This window comes from Aeoliella straminimaris (assembly GCF_024054565.1).
Taxonomy (GTDB): domain Bacteria; phylum Planctomycetota; class Planctomycetia; order Pirellulales; family Lacipirellulaceae; genus Aeoliella; species Aeoliella straminimaris.
In genome coordinates, this window is sequence record NZ_JAMXLR010000092.1 from 51,711 (window position 1) to 68,445 (window position 16,735).

Below are 16,735 nucleotides of genomic sequence, written 5' to 3' on the forward strand. Positions count from 1 at the left end.
TGCATGGCAATCGAACCGGCAATCTATCGAGTCTACAGAAGCGTTGGGCGCTCAGCGAGAGCGATCAATAGCGCACTGGTACGACGGATCCCATTGGGGCGCGACGTCGCACGCTTGCTGTGCCAGGAACGCACAGCGAACGGAAGCCACTGTGATGAAATGGCACAGTCGCTCCCTCCGCTCACAGACCAACCGCATCGCTTGCATTCCAAGGCAGCAAACCAGGAACAATCTGGCCATGGCCCCATCGGTTTCCTGGAAGTTTCCACGCACAAAGCGAACGATGCACCGTTCGCATTTGCCAGCGGCAGCGGGTAGAATCTGACGAGTTTATCCACTTGAGACCCACGGAAAGGTCCTGATGCCTCCCGAATCCGACCCCGTTGCCCCGCTGCGCGCCGCTTTAGCCGTTTCGCCGGAAAATGCACCATTGCGTCGACACTTGGCCGACACCCTGGCCGGCTTGGCTCGATACGACGAGGCGGTGGACGAATACCGCAAGCTGCTGGAAGGTTCGCCCGCCGATACAGATCTGCAACTCGCTTTGGCCGACGCGTACTATCAATCGGGGCGACCGAGCCAGGCGGCCGTGATACTCGAGTCGCTTGTCGATCAAGCTAATTCGCCCGCCCAGGCATGCGTCTTGTATGCCCGGCTGTTGCTTGGCGAGGGGCATGTCGAGGATGCCGTGATGCGGTACAAGCAGGCGCTCGAGATCGATCCCGACGCGGCCGATGAGGAACTGTCCAGTCGTTTGGGCGTCTCTCCGCAAGGCTATCAGGACGGCCAGGACGAATTGTTCGAAGGTCGCGTGCGTGATCGAGCGGCCGGCGGTGACGACGATTTCGAGACCGAACTCGAACGCCCCAAGGTTCGCTTCGACAACGTGGGCGGTATGTCGGAGTTGAAGGAAGAGATTCGCGTCAAGATTATCTACCCGCTCGAGCACCCGGAAGTCTACCAGGCGTACGGCAAATCTCTGGGCGGGGGAATCATGATGTATGGCCCGCCTGGGTGTGGCAAAACCTACCTGGCTCGAGCGACGGCCGGTGAGATCGATGCAGGTTTTCTTTCCATCGGTATCAACGACGTGCTCGACATGTGGATGGGCAATAGCGAAAAGCGGTTGCATCAGGTGTTCGAGCAAGCGCGAGACAACGCCCCCTGCGTGCTATTCTTCGACGAGGTCGACGCGCTGGGAGGGAAACGCTCGGACATGAACAGTGGTTCGGGCAGGAAGCTGATCAATCAGTTTCTGGCCGAACTCGACGGGGCCGAGCATTCCAACGATGGCGTCCTGGTGCTGGCCGCCACGAATGCGCCGTGGCACGTCGATCCGGCATTCCGTCGCCCGGGACGTTTCGATCGCGTCCTGTTCGTTCCTCCGCCCGACGAGCCGGCCCGCGCCGACATCCTGCGATTGCACTGCCAGGACAAGCCAACCCGCGATATCGATTACAACTATCTGGCGAAGAAGACCCCCAAGTACTCCGGCGCCGACCTGAAGGCGATTCTCGACCTGGCGATCGAAGCGAAGCTGACCGAGTCGATCAAAAAGGGCGGACCACCCCAGCCGATTACCGGCAAGGACCTGCAGCGCGCCATCAAATCGCACCGCGCGACTACGCAGGAGTGGTTTTCCTCCGCCCGCAACTACGCCCTCTACGCCAACCAGGGCGGTTTGTATGACGATGTGCTGAAGTGGTTGGAGAAATAAGAGTACCCCCACCATCCATGTGGTAATCGCACCAGAGAGTGCGGCTTACTAGGATCGCCCGCCAATCCATTTCCCAACGACTTGCTTCGCACCCTATGAATCCCCATATCCAACGTGCCCAGATGCTTTACCAACGCTCTCGCTATGCCGATGCGGAGCGCGAGTTGGGCATGGCCTTGCAGGTCGATCCCCATGAGCCCTGGGCTTATGCACTGTTAGGGGCCTGCAAGGCAGCGCAGGACGACTTTGCCAAGGCCGAGGAACTCGGGCAACAGGCGCTGGCGTTGGCGCCCGACTCGGCCGACATCCGGCATCTGGTGGCACGAATTCAACTTGCCCGTAACGATCTGCCGGCGGCACTGAAGTCCATGGATGAGACTATCCAGATGGCTCCGCAGAATGCCGACTACTATGCGACCAGGGCGTTAGTCTACTCGCAGATGAAGAAGTGGGGTAAGGCGCTGGCCGATTGCGACGCGGCCCTGGAAATCGACCCCGAGCATGTCGGTGCGATTAACGTTCGCTCGCACGCCCGCCGCGCGCAGGGCGATACGCAGACCGCCACGCAGGAGTTGCGGCAGGCCCTCGAAGTCGATCCCGACGATCCCTATTCCCACGCCAACCTGGGGTGGACTCATCTGCAGCGCGGCGAGTTGAAGGAGGCCGAACTGCACTTTCGCGAGGCATTGCGGCTCGATCCCGACTTGGAAGTCGCCCGCGTGGGAGTGCTGGAGACGCTGAAGGCCAAGGTGCCGTTCTATCGCTGGGTGTTGAACTATTTCATTTGGATGCAGACCAAAGCCGCCGGCGCGCAGTGGGGCATCATCATCGGCCTCTACCTGATCTATCGCGTGCTGGGTAGCATCGCGAGGAACAACCCATCGATCGCACCCTTCGTTGCGCCATTCCTGATCCTGTACATCTTGTTTGCGCTGGCCACCTGGTTCGCCAAACCGTTGGCCGATACCGCGCTGCTACTGCACCCCTTCGGGCGTCTGGCGCTAACGCCGCAAGAGAAGCGGGAGGGCGCCATCGTTACGATACTCGTCGTGCTGGTGACGGTATTGCTTGGCGCGTTCTTCGCCACGGGGCAATCGGTGTTTGCCTCCTTGGCTCTGTTGATTGGCGCTCCCGCGCTGCCGCTGGCGATGAGCTTCAAGTTTGCGCCCAAGAAACCTCGCCGCATCCTGCAGGGGGCCTCTGCCGTGCTGGGCCTGATAAGCGTAACGCTCTGCGTGTATCTGTTCACCTCCCTGAATCTGCCCGACGGACTCGTGCAACTGATGGGGCAGGTTCTCGGCATCTCGGTGTTGGGCACGTTGATCGGGACCAACATCCTGGCCACTCAGCGATGGCAACGGTAACGGCCAATCAGTCTATTGGGCACCCATCCACACAGCAGCGCCTTTCGACTTTGCTTGCGAGAGACTTTCCACCAGCTCGGTATGAAAATCTCGCAGATCGTCTTCCTTGATTACCGAAGAATCGAGCTGCGAGATACTTTCGCATAGCTCGGCGGCTTCCTCCGCAGAGAGCCAGCCGAAGACGCAACCATCGTAGTCGATGCCCCGCCCCTTGAGTGGTCTTCCGTCGTCCAGGTGGCGGAGGCTCGCCTTCGATGGTTTGCTGACGTGATCGTCGACTAATCCTCGGTACGATTCCCACACGTGGCTGTGCTTCCAGTCGTCCAGGGGAAGCTCTGCGGGATCCAGTTTCAGATGACTCGCGAGATGTTCGAACAAGAGCGCCCAGCAGCCTGGCTCGTTTTTCGGTGGCGTGCCCAGGATCATTTCTTCGACCATTTCGCGAAACTCTTCCAATTCTTCTTCCAGCTCGTCTTGTTCGTCTTCGTCGTAATCCTCCTGAAGAGTCTCTCTTTCCTTGGTCACGATCGCTTCGACCAGTTCGTTGTCGTTACTGCCGATCGCAGCACGAATGGGTTCGATGGAAGAGACGGCATACAATTGCGTGCGAGTCGACATGGATGGCCCCCTGACCCTGAGAAGCGTGGAAGAGTGACTGGGGTCACGATAGGGCCACCGTGGTAGGCCGTCAAGCTACTGGCCGTGTATTGCGGCGAAGCCGCTTAGCCGTGCAGCTTGCGAAGTTCGTCCGCAATAATCTGGATGCCGCTGTCGACAACCTCTTCCGCCTGCGAGAAGGTCATGCGAATGCATTGTCGGCTGTGTGGCCAGTCGCTGAGGTCGTCCTGACCAAAGAAGAAGTACTCGCCCGGCACGATCAGTACGCCCCGTTCCTTCAGGCGTGCGTACAGCTCGCGGGTGGCGATTGGTAACTCGGGGAACCAGAGCCACAGGAAAAACGCACCTTCGCTGCGGTGGACCAGGTAGGGGAAATCGTCGCCAAAGTGCCGAGCGATCATCTGCTGAGCCAGTTGAGACTTCGCCTGGTAGTAGGGGCGGATCACCTCGCGGGACAGTTGCAGCAGTTGGCCGCTGCGCAACATTGGTTCGACCATCGCTTGGCCGATATTGTTGTTTGCCAGGCCGACGATGCCGGTCATCGTACGGATGCGACTGGCGATTTCTTCGTCAGCCAGCACGATGCCGGTTCTCGTGCCAGGCAGGCCGAGCTTCGACAGGCTGAAGCTCATTACCATGCCGGGGTTCCAAACGGGCTGAATCGGTTCGAATACTGCGGCGGGATAGGGCTCGCCGTAAGCATTGTCGATGATCAGTGGAATCTCTCGCTCGGCGGCCAAGGTGGCCAGATGAGCCACTTCCTCGTCGGTCAGCACGTTACCCGTCGGATTCGTGGGGCGGCTGACACAGATGGCGGCTGTGGAGTCCGTAACCTCGAGCGCATCGAAGTCGATGCGATACTTGAACGAGTGCTTGTCGAGGTGATCGATTCGCGGGCGGTAGCTCTGAAAAATGCCTTCGGTAACCTGCTGGTCCGAATAGCCAATGTACTCTGGCACAATTGGCAGCAGCACCTTGCGGAAGGTGCCATCGGGCATGTCACCAGCCAGCAGGGTGAAAAGAAAGAAGAATGCGGTTTGCCCACCGTTGGTGATGGCGATGTTGTCGGGCCCGACGTCCCACCCATAGATTTCCCGCAGGGAGGCCGCAAACGACTCGCGAAACCGGGGATTTCCCGCTGGACCGTCGTAGTTTGCCAGCATGCGGTCGCAGAACTTGGTGTCGTTGACGATGGCCTGCAGTCGCTCGCGCCACACGGCTTGCACCTCGGGCACGTGGGCCGGATTTCCTCCTCCCAGCATTCGCAAATTGGTCCCGGCTGCGCCGGCCAGGGCCGTCCCCAGGTCGTCCATCAATTCGACAATGCCGCTGTGGCCGGAAAGTCTTTGACCCGTCTTCGAAAGTTGGAGGTGCATGAATAGCGTGGATTGAATATGACTAACAGGAAATCGCAACGTGCAGACAAACCTTTATTATCCCATGGAGCCGGCGCTACTTGTCAAGGTTCGCCCCAGGAATTGCAAAAAGTATGAAGATCATCGCCGCTATGAGCGAAAATCGAGTTATCGGCCAGGCAGCCGGCATGCCCTGGAACGTGCCGGAGGAGTACGAGCAGTACCTGGAGTTCGTCCGCGGCGCCACGGTGCTGATGGGCCGGCGGAGTTTCGAAATATTCGGCGCCGACGTAACGGCGGCCCACATCGTGGTGCTTAGCCACTCGTCCAGGCCGGCCACCGGCGCAACCGTGTGCCAGAACCTGCCCGAGGCCCTGGACGCCGCCAAGGCCTTCGGCAAGCCGATCTTTAGTTGTGGTGGAGCGGAGGTCTACCAGCAGACCATCCCGCTGGTCACCGAAATGTTGCTTTCGACCATCAAGGGCGAGTACGAAGGCGACACCTATTTCCCGGAGTTCGACGCTTTCGAGTGGAAGGTTGCCGAAGAGCGGAACGAGGAGCGGTACTTGTTCCGCCGCTGGGTGCGGCGGTGAAAAGAGTGGTCCGCACCTGAGGAGGCGGAGCCATTGCTCCCTGCACCATTTGGCGGGAGGGACGAGTGTTGGTGCGCAGTTTTAACCGCAACGCAGAGGCGGATCGTCTGGCTCGCTCCGGTCTCGATGGTGGTGATACTGCAGCGGCAGTTAGCATCGGTGACCGGATGTTTGGTTTCGTTGACACCCCCAAATACCGTATGTACACTGCAGACGGCGATGACGACTAATAGTCTGGGGGCGTTTGCTCGCTTTTCTGTTTCACTTAGTGCTCTTGCTGTGGGGTGCGGTCTTATGAGTGGACTTGCTAGGAATTTGTGTAGTGGATTCGTTCTGCTGGCCATGCTTGGTGTGCCACGTCTTGGACTGGCTGCAACAGTCATCACGGGAGAAGGTCTCCCAGCCAGTGGGTTTTCTTCACTGAGCCGCGAATCCGATCGCGTACTGCAGCAGTTCTACGACAGTTCCTTCTTCGATAGCATCGAATCTCCCAGAAAGATCGTTGGCATGTCCTTCCGCCTTCCCGCTGTTGGCGATGTCGACTATCCCGCGCTTGGCGATTTAGATTTTGGCCGCTACGACATAACGCTTGCTCAGCCTTCAGTTGCATCGGTTGCCGCCAATGGTCTGACGTCTGCTACATTTGCCGACAACATGAGCTCTCCCGTCTTGGTCCGTTCCGGGCCAGCGACGATTCCGCTCGGCAGCTTTGAAAGCAACGCCATGGACGTTGAAGCGGAGTTCAGCTTTGTCTTCGAGTTCGATACCCCTTACACGTACACACCAGGCGACGACCTCGTCATGCTGGTTCGGCACGATGGCCACGGTGACGCCAATGGAGTAGAGACGCGGTGGAACTTCGACGGATACGCCTGGGAAAATGGCACCGTGGTCAACACACTGGACGTGGATGCGACCGATGGCAATTTCGGTCCAGGCACGTTCAATGTCGCCAACCGTATCCAGTTTATCTTGGTGCCCGAGCCATCGACAGGCATGCTCCTGGCGTTCTGTGGCCTGGCAGGCCTGATGCTCTATCGCCGGCGGTGTTAGATGGGTAGTTGTTGGTCAGGACGTCGGATGGCAGGCGACCATCCGCTGGCTTGTCCCCACATCGTCATTCGGCATGAGAGCACGGTGGACGTCTCGTGCTTTCTCGAGGTCAACGCTTGCCTGTGGTGAATCGCTGCGGAAACGCATTGGTCGCAGCGTTAGAGACGGAAGTAACATCGGGATGCCGCCTGCCGCAGGCAGAGCAATCAGTTTTTGTTAAACTGGAGCATAATCCATCCAAGAAGTGCTCGTCATTGGCGAATACTTCGGCGTGGAATTGTTCGTTGCCCGGCCTCCAGGTTTTTTCCCGCTGCCAGAAGTTTGCCTGACTTACTGTTCATCATCGTTCCCGTTGTCATCGTGGTGTTCGCCCTGCTGGCGTACTATTCGTACTTGCAGGCCAAGAAGCGACGCGAGGCGCTAGCCTCGTGGGCGCAGCAGAGGGGATGGCGGTTCGACCCCCGCACTGATTCCCGCTGGGATAGCACGTATCGGCAGTTCAGCTGCTTTACCCACGGGCACTCTCGCTCCGCCTATAACCTGCTTCACGGCTCTCTTCAGATCGAAGGCCAGGCGTGGCCATGCACGGTGGGCGACTACACCTACAAGGTGACCAGCGGCTCTGGGAAAAGCCGCCACACCACTACCTATCGTTTCAGTTTCCTGTTGATGGAATTGCCGTTCCCGGGGCTGCCCCAGTTGGCGGTGCGGCCCGAAGGTATCTTTGATAGCCTGGTTTCGCTGGTCGGTTTCGACGACATCGACTTCGAATCCGAGGAGTTCAGCCGCAAGTTCCACGTGCAGTCGTCGGACAAACGCTTTGCCTACGACCTGATGCACCCACGGATGATGGAGTTCATGCTGGCCTCGCCGCCGGAGCCCTTCGAGATCGAACACGGCGTGTTTTGCCTGAAAGGCGAAAATCGCTGTTGGGAGGTGGCGGAGATAGACTATCAGGTAAACTGGTGCGAGCGATGGCTCAGTCAGTGGCCTCGGCACCTGCTTGCCGACCTTCGGTCCCGTTCAGCGAGGTAATGCCACACCATGGAAGCGTTCATCCCCCTGGCTGTCATCGCCATGGTGCTGCTGGTGCCGCTCGGCTGGTACGTGGCTGTGTTCAATCGCTTCACGCGACTCAAGCAGCATCTCCGCGAAAGCTGGAGTGATATCGACGTAGAACTGCAGCGGCGGTACGAGTTGATCCCCAACCTGGTCGCTACGGTGAAAGGCTACGCCCAGCACGAGCGCGAAGTGCTCCGCGAAGTGACCGAACTCCGCAACCGAGCGGCGGCCAACCATGGCTCGGTCAGCAGTCAGGGACGAGACGAACGCGATCTGGAACTGGGCCTGAGGAAATTATACGCCGTGGCCGAGGCCTATCCCGACCTCAAGGCGAGCGCCCATTTCTTGGCGTTGCAGCAAGAGCTCGCACTCACCGAAGACCGCATCGCCGCCGCTCGCCGCTTCTACAACGGCAATGTTCGCGATATGAACCAGCTCCGCGAGTCGTTCCCCACCAGCATCGTTGCGGGGATGTCGGGTTTTGAAGCGGGCGAGTACTTCGAGAGCACTGCCGACGCCGCCGGACCGGTAAGCGTGTCGATGCAATAGGTCGAGGAAACAGGAAAGCACCAACTATGATCCGAAATCTGTTAAGTGCTGTGATGGTTGCGGTTCTCGCCCTCGGCTCTGCGGATCTATCGGGCAAGGAAGCAAGGCCCAACATCGTCTTCATTCTGATCGACGACATGGGATGGCCCGACCTGGGCTGCTACGGCCACGTGTTTCACGAGACGCCGCGCATCGATCAACTGGCCGAACAAAGTGTTCGCTTCACGGACTTCTATGCAACCCCTGTTTGCTCTTCGACGCGGGCCACGATCGAATCGGGACAGAATTCGGCGCGGGTTGGAATCACCGACTTTCTTCCGGGGCATTGGAAGCCGTTCGCCAGACTAGTCGTACCTCCCATGCCCGATCATCTGGATCATGAACTTACGACCCCCGGCGAAGTGCTTGGCCGAGCAGGCTACAACACCGCCTATTTTGGAAAGTGGCACCTCGGACGCGGGGCGGAGCACTCGCCTGCGGCTCATGGATACGAAACGACAGCCTCGAACCTGGGACCTGAGTTCAAGCAGTGGTCGAAGGGTCGAAAGGCTGGGCCAAAGGACATGGTGCGACTGACCGATCAAGCCATTTGGTTCGTGCAACAGCAGAAGCAAAGCGAGAGTCCGTTTTTCCTTCATCTGTCCCACCGGGCCGTACATATACCGATCCAGGCGCAGAACGAAACCGTTGAGAAGTACAAGAAGAAGCAAAAGCCCAGCGAAGGTGTGAACCATCCCGTCTACGCAGCGATGATCGAGGATCTAGACGTACAAATCGGCCGACTTCTGGACGAACTCGACCGTTTGCAAATGGCAAACAACACGGTCGTGATTTTCACCTCCGACAACGGTGGCCTGCGACAAGTCTATACAGGCAGAGGGCAGGTTGTTTCGACCAACGCTCCTTTGCGGAGTGAAAAGGGCACGCTGTACGAGGGGGGAATTCGCGTCCCCATGATCGTCCGTTGGCCTGGCGTGACTCCACCTCGCAGCGTTTGCCGTCAGCCGGCTGCCAGTTGGGATATGCTGCCAACGTTCTGTGCCATTGCGGAAGTCGACCCACCCGACCAGACGCTCGATGGAGAGGACCTGACGGGGGTGTTCCGACAACCGAGTAGTTCGCTCGAACGCCCCGCGCTCTACTTCCACTATCCTCACTATCACCACAGCAGGCCGGCGAGTGCAGTTCGTTCGGGCGATTACAAGCTGATCGAATGGCTGGAAGATGGCTCTGTGGAACTGTACGACCTGGCGAGCGACATCGGCGAAACAAAGAACTTAGCTGCGGCCGAGCCGGAACAGGCGAGCCAGTTGAGGGATGAACTCGCCGCGTGGCGGACGAGGGTTGGCGCTCGCATGCCAACCGAAAACACCGACTATGACGAAGCAAAAGCAGATATTTGGTACAACCGCAGCAACAGCCAGCCACTCGATTCGGCAGCGATAGACTCTCAGCTCGAGAGCCGTGCGACCAAGCCCTATCTTCGCAAGAACTGACCGCCTCACACCCCACGCTTCGGCTTGGGGATCCGCCCCGTGGCCCGGCGTGAACCCCCTTCGCCGTCGGGGGCGTTGCGTTGGGTGGAGCCCCGGCGGCCGCGTTTCACTTTGCCTTTACGTTCCTTCACCGAGTCGACCGGTTGGCCGATGCTGTCCCGCATCTGGCCGATGCGATCGCGAATGGCGGCCGCTCGTTCGAACTCCATTGCCTCGGCCGCCTCGTACATTTCCTTTTCGAGCTCGGTGATATACTCCTCGGTGATGTACTGCGTTTCGTCGCTGCGGCCTACCTTGGCGTTCGCCGCGGCGTGGGCCTCCTGCTCGGCTTCGATGCCGGCGCGAATCGCCTTCTTAATAGTTTGCGGCGTGATTCCATGCTCGTCATTATATTCCTTCTGCAGTTTGCGACGTCGTTCCGTTTCGTCGATAGAACGCTGCATGCTGTCGGTCACCTTGTCGGCGTACAGGATGACCTTCGAGTTCACATTTCGGGCAGCCCGGCCGATGGTCTGCATCAGCGACGTTTCACTTCGCAGGAAGCCCTCCTTGTCGGCGTCGAGAATCGCCACAAGCGACACCTCGGGTAGGTCCAAGCCTTCCCGCAGCAGATTCACTCCCACCAGGGCCTCGAACCGTCCCTGCCGCAGGTCGCGCAACAGCTCCACCCGTTCGAAGGCGTCCAGCTCGCTGTGCAGCCACTTGCACAACACGCCATGATCGTTGAGGTAAGCCGAAAGATCCTCAGCCAAACGCTTGGTGAGTGTGGTGACCAGCACCCGCTCGCCGGAGGCGGCTCGCTCTTTGATCTGCTCCAACAGGTGGGGCACCTGCCCGCGAGCCGGCACCACTTCGATCACGGGGTCGAGCAGGCCGGTGGGGCGGACCACTTGCTCGACCACTTCGCCGCCGGTTTGTTCGAGTTCCCATTTACCTGGCGTGGCGGAGACGTACACGGCCTGTTGAGCCCGTTGGTGCCACTCGTCGAACTTCAGCGGTCGGTTGTCCAGCGCGCTGGGCAAGCGAAAGCCGTGCTCGACGAGTGTTGTCTTCCGAGCCCGGTCGCCGTTGTACATGGCGCCAATTTGGGGAATCGTGGCGTGCGACTCGTCGATAAACAGCAGATAGTCGTCCGGAAAGAAGTCGAACAGCGTGTTCGGCGGCGAGCCAGGCGGCCGGCCGGATAGCGGCTGGCTGTAGTTTTCGATTCCCGGGCAGTACCCCATCTCGAGCATCATCTCGATGTCGTACCGGGTTCGCGCGTTGAGCCGCTGCGCCTCGAGCATCTTGCCTTGCTCTTTGAAGAGCTGCAACCGCCCGGATAGTTCCTTGCGGATCTGGTCGACCGCGTTCTCGATGCGTTCCTCGGGCAGCACGAAGTGCTTGGCGGGGTAGATGTAAACCTGCTGCAGCTTGTCGATTACGGTGCCGCTGGTGGGGTCGATAATCGAGAGGGCCTCGATCTCGTCGCCCCAGAACTCGATGCGGTAAGCGAACTCCTCGTAGCTGGGCCAGATCTCGACCGAGTCGCCCCGCACACGGAATTTGCCCCGCTCGGGATCGAAGTCCTTGCGTTCGTATTGAATGTCAATCAGCTTGGCGAGCACGTCGTCCCGCTCGATCACATCGCCAATGGCCAGGCCGATCATCATCTGCTTGTAGTCTTCCGGCGAGCCCAAACCGTAGATGCAACTGACGCTGGCCACGACGATAACGTCCCGACGACTCACCAGCGAACTGGTTGTCGCCAGCCGCATGCGATCGATTTCCTCATTGATCGAGGCGTCTTTCTCGATGTAGATGTCCCGCTGTGGGATGTAGGCCTCGGGCTGGTAGTAGTCGTAGTAGCTGACGAAGTAGCTGACCGCGTTGTGGGGGAAAAAGTCCTTGAATTCACCGTACAACTGCGCGGCGAGCGTCTTGTTGTGCGATAGTACCAGCGCGGGCCGCTGCAGTTGCTGGATGATGTTTGCCATGGTGAAAGTTTTGCCCGAACCGGTGACGCCCATCAGGCATTGCTCACGGCGACCTTGTTTCAGTCCCTCGACCAACTGCTTGATGGCGCCTGGCTGATCGCCGGCGGGCTCGAATTCACTGGTGAGTTGAAATTGCGGCATGGTGCTTCCCACTGGTGGATCGAGGGCTGGGGCCAGTCCCGCATTCTACCGTCCTGGTGCCGAATCAGCCAGCAGATTCGGCCGCGGCGGCTTCTCGGCGGGCCGAAGCCCGCAGGTTGAGCATCTCGACGAACAGCGAGAAACCCATGGAAAAATAGATGTAGCCGCGGGGCACGTGCGAGTGCAGCCCTTCGGCCACCAGCACCACGCCAATCAGAATCAGGAAGGCGAGCGCCAGCATTTTGACACTCGGATGGTTGTTCACGAACTTCGAAATCGGTCCGCTGAAGACCATCATCACGATAATCGCAAGCATCACGGCCGTGATCATGATGGTGAGCGCGGCCCAGTAGTGTTGGTACTCGTCGGGGTTCACCATGCCGACGGCCGTCAGCACACTGTCGAGCGAGAACACCATGTCGATCGCCACGATTTGCAGCAGCACGGCGAAGAACGCCTTGCGCGGCGTGGGGCCAGAAGAATGGGCACCACCTTCAATGTCATGGCCAATTTCGAGCGTGCTCTTGGCCAGCAGGAACAATCCACCAGTGATGAGTATCAGGTCCTTCACCGACAGCGGTGTCTCGCCGCGGTTGGCTTCAGCCACTTCGTCGGGGCTTAACTCGTGCGTCCCCGCCGGCACGCCGGGCAGGTCGAGCGGCAGCGTTACCACGATGTAGTCATCGAGCGTGATCACCCACGAGATGGCCAACAGCAGCACCACCCGTCCCACCGCCGCCAGCAACAGGCCCAGCACTCGCGCCTTGGGCTGCGACTCTTCCGGCAGTTTACCGGTCAGGATGGCCAGGAAAACGATATTGTCGATACCCAGGACAATTTCCAGGATCGACAGCGTCGCCAGAGCAGCCAGGCTTTGAAGGGTGAATAGTTCTTCCATGTTCACAAGGTGGGGCCGCGTGAGCAGACTATTAGTGGTGCCTGGCTAACTGATTTCGTCAAAACTCACAAGCTCCTGGTGCCCGTGGCCAGGTTCCACATCCGCGTTTCCTGGTCGCATACACAACCCCGTTTGCATACCGGCTTCGCGAGCAGCATCGAGTTCGGCCACCACGTCGCTGAGGAACAGGATGTCTTCGGGCTTTACTTTCCAATCTTGGGCGATTCGCTGATAACTTTCCGATTCGCGCTTACCGCCGATCTGGGTGTCGTAGTGGCCACTGAATTGCGGCAGGAGATTGCCCGCGGTGGTGTGGCCGAAGAAGAGCTTCTGAGCGTGAATGCTGCCGGACGAATAGACCCGCAGGTCGAGGCCCGCGTTGTGCCACCGCTCCAGCGCCGGCGGGACGTCATTGAACACGTGGGCCACCAGCTCCCCGCTCTTGAAGCCGGCTTCCCAGATCAGGCCTTGAAGCTGTTTAAGTCCGGTGGCCTTGACGTCGGAATCCATCAGTCGCGTGATCTCTTGCTCGAACGTGTCGCGATCGGTCGCCGCTGCGGGGACCTCTGTATCGTTGGCGACTTGCTCGCGCACACCGGCCAGGGCAGGGGAGCCCCAGTTGGCATCCAGGTACGCTGTCAGTCCACGGCTGGCGAAAGGAAACATCACGTCGTACACGTAGGCCACTGCCGAGGTGGTTCCTTCGACGTCCAGCAGAATGGCGCGGCCGGAGAAGTTGATCACAGCTCCACCACCGGCTTCACGTTCGATTGGCCCGCGACATAATTCGGCCCCCAGCAAACCGGTGGATGCTCACCGTGCACGCCCTGTTCGATGTACTCGGGAGTCCAGCCGCTGGGGTCTTCAAACAGGCGAATGCAACGGATGCGGCGGTCGTTGCACAGGTGGAACCAGTGCTTGGTGCCGGCCGGCACATTGATCAGGTCGCCCGTCTCGACCTCGATCGAGAAGACGCTCCCTTCGTCCGGTCGCACCCAGAACACGCCACGCCCTTCGACCGTGAACCGCACCTCGTCTTCGCTGTGCGTGTGTTCCTTGTCGAACTTGGCGAGCATCGTGTCGAGATTGGGCGTCTCGGGCGAGACGTTAATCACGTCGGCGGTGACGAATCCGCCGCGCTGCTTGAGTCGCTCGATCTCCGGCGCGTACTCGGCGAGGATGTCCTCGGCCGAGGCGTCTTCGGCCAGCCGACCGGCAACTGGCCAATTTTCGTACCAGATGCCATAAGGTGCCAGGAATTGCTCGATGGCCGTCGGATCATCGATTCGCTGTTTGGTATCCGCGACGGTAATGGTTGCCATAGATATCTATCGGTTAATTGGTGATGGTCGGCGACGATACGGCTAGGTGCCGAATTCCTGCCGTCCGAGGCACTCGAACAGGAACTCGAAAACTTCGATGTGACGCCTGGCGGCGGCCAAATCGCGGCCCCAGGTGTAGAGCCCGTGTTTGCGAATCAGGAAGCCATGCTCCAGGGGATTTTCCGGGTCGTGCAGCCTGGGCCGCACCTCCTCCGCCAGGGCGGCAATATCCTGCGTGTTGTCGAAGATGGGAACCCACTTCTTGGTTTCGTGCGTGGTGATGCCTTCGAGGCCCTTGAGCATCTCGAAGCCCTCGATCTCGAGCCCGCCTTCCTCGAAGTAGCGATCCGAGAGTAGCGTGGCCCACACCGAATGGGTGTGCAGGACCGCGCCGGTTTCGGGTAGTTCGGCCAGGACGACGTGTAGCAGTGTCTCGGCCGAGGGTTTGTTGTCGGCGCCGAACCGGTCGTCGGGACGCTGGATACGATGCCCACGGGCGTCCACACGCACGAAGTCGGTGCGGTCCAGGCGCCCCTTATCCTTACCGCTGGCAGTGAGCAACAACTCAAGTGGTTCTCGATCGAGCACCACGCTGTAATTACTGCTGGTGCCCAGCGACCATCCGCGGCCGTGCAGCATCCGCCCTGTGTCGCGCAGTCCGTCGATACTGGTGCGCAACGCCTCGGCGCTAGCGGCCAGTTCCCGCTCCAGTTGGGCCGGATCGATGTCGACGGTAGTGGTGCGTCCAGCCATGCGTGTGGCAACAGGTAGGGGGAACGGAAGTTGGGAAAGGATGGCGTATTATACGACTTTTACGCGGTCTGCCAAAGCTACCCCGGGATACTCGAAACTACTCAGCTGAGATGGGGTTTTGGTAAACTGTAGACGAATCGACTGCACTTGACCGTGGCAGACTGCTACACTGAAGGGGACAGGTGCGGGTTTCCAGGCGAGAAAGAGGTGATGGGGAATCGTATGTCGAGAAGACGACTCTACCTGGCCACGTTGCTGTGGACCGGCCTGATGGCACCACCGTATGCCTGTGCGGCTGACTACTTCCTCACCATCGGAGGTGGGTACGATCCGCAGGGAAACCAGGTTTCGCTGGAACGCAACGTCGAATTCTTCCGAACATTGCTCTCCGAGCAGCGGACCGACAAGCCATCGCATGACATCTACTTCGCCGACGGTGAAGACCAGCACCGCGACTTGCAGTTCCGCGATCCACAGTTTAGCTGTTCCCCGGCGCGGCACATCGCGATGGAGCTGTTTGCCGACATCGACGATATTGACATCAGTTATCGCAATCACACGCTGGGTGGAGTGCGTGACGCCACGTCGCCGCGATTGATTCGCAACCGGCTCCGCGAACTTGGCAGAAAGATGACGGCCGACGACCGGCTGCTGATCTACGCCACGGCGCATGGCGGATCGGGCGAAGACAAGACGCCCTTCGACACCTCGCTGTACACCTGGAACCATCGCAGCTTTCGAGCGTCGGAGTTTGCCGATTGGCTCGATTCGCTGCCGCAGTCGACACCGGTAGTCATGGTGATGGTGCAGTGCTACGCCGGCGGGTTCTCTCACACCATTTTCAACGATGCCGATACCAGCAAGGGGCTCGCGCGGCAGCTTCGCGCTGGCTTTTTCGCCCAGGTTCACAACAAGCCGGCCGCCGGCTGCACGCCCGATGTAAACGAGGAGTCGTACCAGGAGTACAGCTCGTTCTTCTGGGCAGCCATCGCGGGACACGATCGTTCCGGCGCGCCCATTGAGAAGGTCGACTACAACGGCGACGGCAAGACCTCGTTCGACGAAGCCCACGCGTACGCTGTATGCGAAAGCGAGACCGTGGATGTGCCGGTTCGGACTTCGGACGCGTTCCTGGGTTACTACAGCACCGACGGCACCAGTTCCGAGTCGCCGTATCAGCGCGAACGCGATGCTTCGGAGCCGCGCAGACTTCCAGCGACTGACTTGACGCGGCTGGAGGGAACCATTGCAGGTTTGGTGCGTCTGGCCGATGGGGTGGATGGTACGATTATCCAGCAGCTGTGCAGTAAGCTGCAGTTGAATGTGAACGGCGATGTCTCGCAGGTCGACAAAGCACTGAACCGCGCTCGCCAGTTGGTGCAGCGGACTCGACGCGATGCATCGCGTGCTGCTTCGGCTTACCGCCGGGCTCGCGACCGTGTGCGAAGCGAGGTACAACGCGAATGGCCGGAGCTCGATTCCGACCTCTCCCCCACCTTGGCTGCGTTGATGGCCGAGCGATCGACCGAGTTCGAGACCAAGGTGCAGAACATGCGCAGCTACAAGTCCTTGGTCGAGCTGCGGGAGGATAGCATCCGGAAGCAGGATATCTCGCTCGATGCACGAAAGGACGAAGCGCTCGTATTTCGGCTGGAGCACGCCCTCAAGCGGGTAGTTCTGGCCGCCAACCTGCCCCGAGTGGCCTCGCCCCAGGTGCTCGATCGCTACGAACAGCTGCTGTCGCTCGAGTCGGGCGGCTTGCACGACAAGTGGGGCGATGCGACAGTACAAAAGGTTTCTCAACACACCAGCCAACCATTTTCGAAGTAACCCTCGAC

At 59.7% G+C, this 16,735-nt stretch carries 15 protein-coding genes; 8 read left to right on the forward strand and 7 right to left on the reverse strand.

Annotated elements, in window-relative coordinates; all coding sequences use genetic code 11:
* Positions 1-361 precede the first annotated feature (361 nt).
* Entirely contained in the window at positions 362-1,717 is a 1,356-nt protein-coding gene (locus NG895_RS26060; RefSeq protein WP_252855493.1) for an AAA family ATPase, read from the forward strand.
* A 95-nt stretch (positions 1,718-1,812) separates the two neighbouring features.
* Positions 1,813-3,081, forward strand: a complete 1,269-nt coding sequence (locus NG895_RS26065) for a tetratricopeptide repeat protein (protein WP_252855494.1) — start codon at positions 1,813-1,815, stop codon at positions 3,079-3,081.
* 12 nt (positions 3,082-3,093) lie between these two features.
* On the opposite strand, the gene NG895_RS26070 is transcribed toward NG895_RS26065, so the two are convergent.
* Both NG895_RS26070 and NG895_RS26075 read right to left on the reverse strand, forming a co-directional pair.
* The gene (locus NG895_RS26070) at positions 3,094-3,699 is read right to left on the reverse strand and encodes a DUF7691 family protein (RefSeq protein WP_252855495.1); all 606 of its coding nucleotides are present in this window, start codon (positions 3,697-3,699) and stop codon (positions 3,094-3,096) included.
* A gap of 104 nt (positions 3,700-3,803) precedes the next feature.
* Entirely contained in the window at positions 3,804-5,075 is a 1,272-nt protein-coding gene (locus tag NG895_RS26075) for a valine--pyruvate transaminase (RefSeq protein WP_252855496.1), read from the reverse strand.
* A gap of 113 nt (positions 5,076-5,188) precedes the next feature.
* Between NG895_RS26075 and NG895_RS26080 the strand changes: the two genes are divergently transcribed.
* The 5 genes from NG895_RS26080 to NG895_RS26100 all read left to right on the forward strand — a co-directional run bounded on the left by NG895_RS26080 (position 5,189) and on the right by NG895_RS26100 (position 9,807).
* Positions 5,189-5,647: a dihydrofolate reductase gene (locus NG895_RS26080; protein ID WP_252855497.1), complete on the forward strand. Its 459-nt coding sequence runs from the start codon at positions 5,189-5,191 to the stop codon at positions 5,645-5,647.
* A 507-nt stretch (positions 5,648-6,154) separates the two neighbouring features.
* Positions 6,155-6,700: a PEP-CTERM sorting domain-containing protein gene (locus NG895_RS26085; RefSeq protein WP_252855498.1), complete on the forward strand. Its 546-nt coding sequence runs from the start codon at positions 6,155-6,157 to the stop codon at positions 6,698-6,700.
* A 321-nt stretch (positions 6,701-7,021) separates the two neighbouring features.
* The gene (locus NG895_RS26090) at positions 7,022-7,735 is read left to right on the forward strand and encodes a DUF3137 domain-containing protein (protein WP_252855499.1); all 714 of its coding nucleotides are present in this window, start codon (positions 7,022-7,024) and stop codon (positions 7,733-7,735) included.
* A 9-nt stretch (positions 7,736-7,744) separates the two neighbouring features.
* Entirely contained in the window at positions 7,745-8,311 is a 567-nt protein-coding gene (locus NG895_RS26095) for a LemA family protein (protein WP_252855500.1), read from the forward strand.
* Between the two features lie 26 nt (positions 8,312-8,337).
* Positions 8,338-9,807, forward strand: a complete 1,470-nt coding sequence (locus NG895_RS26100) for a sulfatase (RefSeq protein ID WP_252855501.1) — start codon at positions 8,338-8,340, stop codon at positions 9,805-9,807.
* Positions 9,808-9,812: 5 nt separating this feature from the next.
* Here NG895_RS26100 and uvrB read toward each other — a convergent pair whose 3' ends face one another.
* The 5 genes from uvrB to mtnB form a co-directional block, all read right to left on the reverse strand.
* Complete coding sequence (gene uvrB, locus NG895_RS26105; protein ID WP_252855502.1) at positions 9,813-11,924, reverse strand: excinuclease ABC subunit UvrB; 2,112 nt, start codon at positions 11,922-11,924, stop codon at positions 9,813-9,815.
* Between the two features lie 64 nt (positions 11,925-11,988).
* Positions 11,989-12,822, reverse strand: coding sequence for a TerC family protein (locus tag NG895_RS26110; protein WP_252855503.1), 834 nt, complete (start codon positions 12,820-12,822; stop codon positions 11,989-11,991).
* Positions 12,823-12,867: 45 nt separating this feature from the next.
* Positions 12,868-13,566 (reverse strand): acireductone synthase, encoded by a 699-nt coding sequence (mtnC, locus tag NG895_RS26115; protein ID WP_252855504.1) that lies wholly within the window; start codon positions 13,564-13,566, stop codon positions 12,868-12,870.
* On the reverse strand, positions 13,563-14,144 hold the full coding sequence (locus tag NG895_RS26120) for a 1,2-dihydroxy-3-keto-5-methylthiopentene dioxygenase (protein WP_252855505.1): 582 nt from the start codon (positions 14,142-14,144) through the stop codon (positions 13,563-13,565). Before NG895_RS26120 ends, mtnC begins: the two co-directional genes overlap by 4 nt.
* A 42-nt stretch (positions 14,145-14,186) precedes the next feature.
* On the reverse strand, positions 14,187-14,897 hold the full coding sequence (gene mtnB / locus NG895_RS26125) for a methylthioribulose 1-phosphate dehydratase (RefSeq protein ID WP_252855506.1): 711 nt from the start codon (positions 14,895-14,897) through the stop codon (positions 14,187-14,189).
* Between the two features lie 222 nt (positions 14,898-15,119).
* Here mtnB and NG895_RS26130 point away from each other — a divergent pair, with 222 nt between their 5' ends.
* Complete coding sequence (locus tag NG895_RS26130) at positions 15,120-16,727, forward strand: caspase family protein (RefSeq protein WP_252855507.1); 1,608 nt, start codon at positions 15,120-15,122, stop codon at positions 16,725-16,727.
* Positions 16,728-16,735 lie beyond the last annotated feature (8 nt).

Coding starts and splice junctions, on each gene's coding strand:
- NG895_RS26060 (WP_252855493.1), top strand. CDS start 362: ATGCCTCCCGAATCCGACCCCGTTGCCCCGCTGCGCGCCGCTTTAGCC.
- NG895_RS26065 (WP_252855494.1), top strand. CDS start 1,813: ATGAATCCCCATATCCAACGTGCCCAGATGCTTTACCAACGCTCTCGC.
- NG895_RS26070 (WP_252855495.1), bottom strand. CDS start 3,699: ATGTCGACTCGCACGCAATTGTATGCCGTCTCTTCCATCGAACCCATT.
- NG895_RS26075 (WP_252855496.1), bottom strand. CDS start 5,075: ATGCACCTCCAACTTTCGAAGACGGGTCAAAGACTTTCCGGCCACAGC.
- NG895_RS26080 (WP_252855497.1), top strand. CDS start 5,189: ATGAAGATCATCGCCGCTATGAGCGAAAATCGAGTTATCGGCCAGGCA.
- NG895_RS26085 (WP_252855498.1), top strand. CDS start 6,155: ATGTCCTTCCGCCTTCCCGCTGTTGGCGATGTCGACTATCCCGCGCTT.
- NG895_RS26095 (WP_252855500.1), top strand. CDS start 7,745: ATGGAAGCGTTCATCCCCCTGGCTGTCATCGCCATGGTGCTGCTGGTG.
- NG895_RS26100 (WP_252855501.1), top strand. CDS start 8,338: ATGATCCGAAATCTGTTAAGTGCTGTGATGGTTGCGGTTCTCGCCCTC.
- uvrB (WP_252855502.1), bottom strand. CDS start 11,924: ATGCCGCAATTTCAACTCACCAGTGAATTCGAGCCCGCCGGCGATCAG.
- NG895_RS26110 (WP_252855503.1), bottom strand. CDS start 12,822: ATGGAAGAACTATTCACCCTTCAAAGCCTGGCTGCTCTGGCGACGCTG.
- NG895_RS26120 (WP_252855505.1), bottom strand. CDS start 14,144: ATGGCAACCATTACCGTCGCGGATACCAAACAGCGAATCGATGATCCG.
- mtnB (WP_252855506.1), bottom strand. CDS start 14,897: ATGGCTGGACGCACCACTACCGTCGACATCGATCCGGCCCAACTGGAG.
- NG895_RS26130 (WP_252855507.1), top strand. CDS start 15,120: ATGTCGAGAAGACGACTCTACCTGGCCACGTTGCTGTGGACCGGCCTG.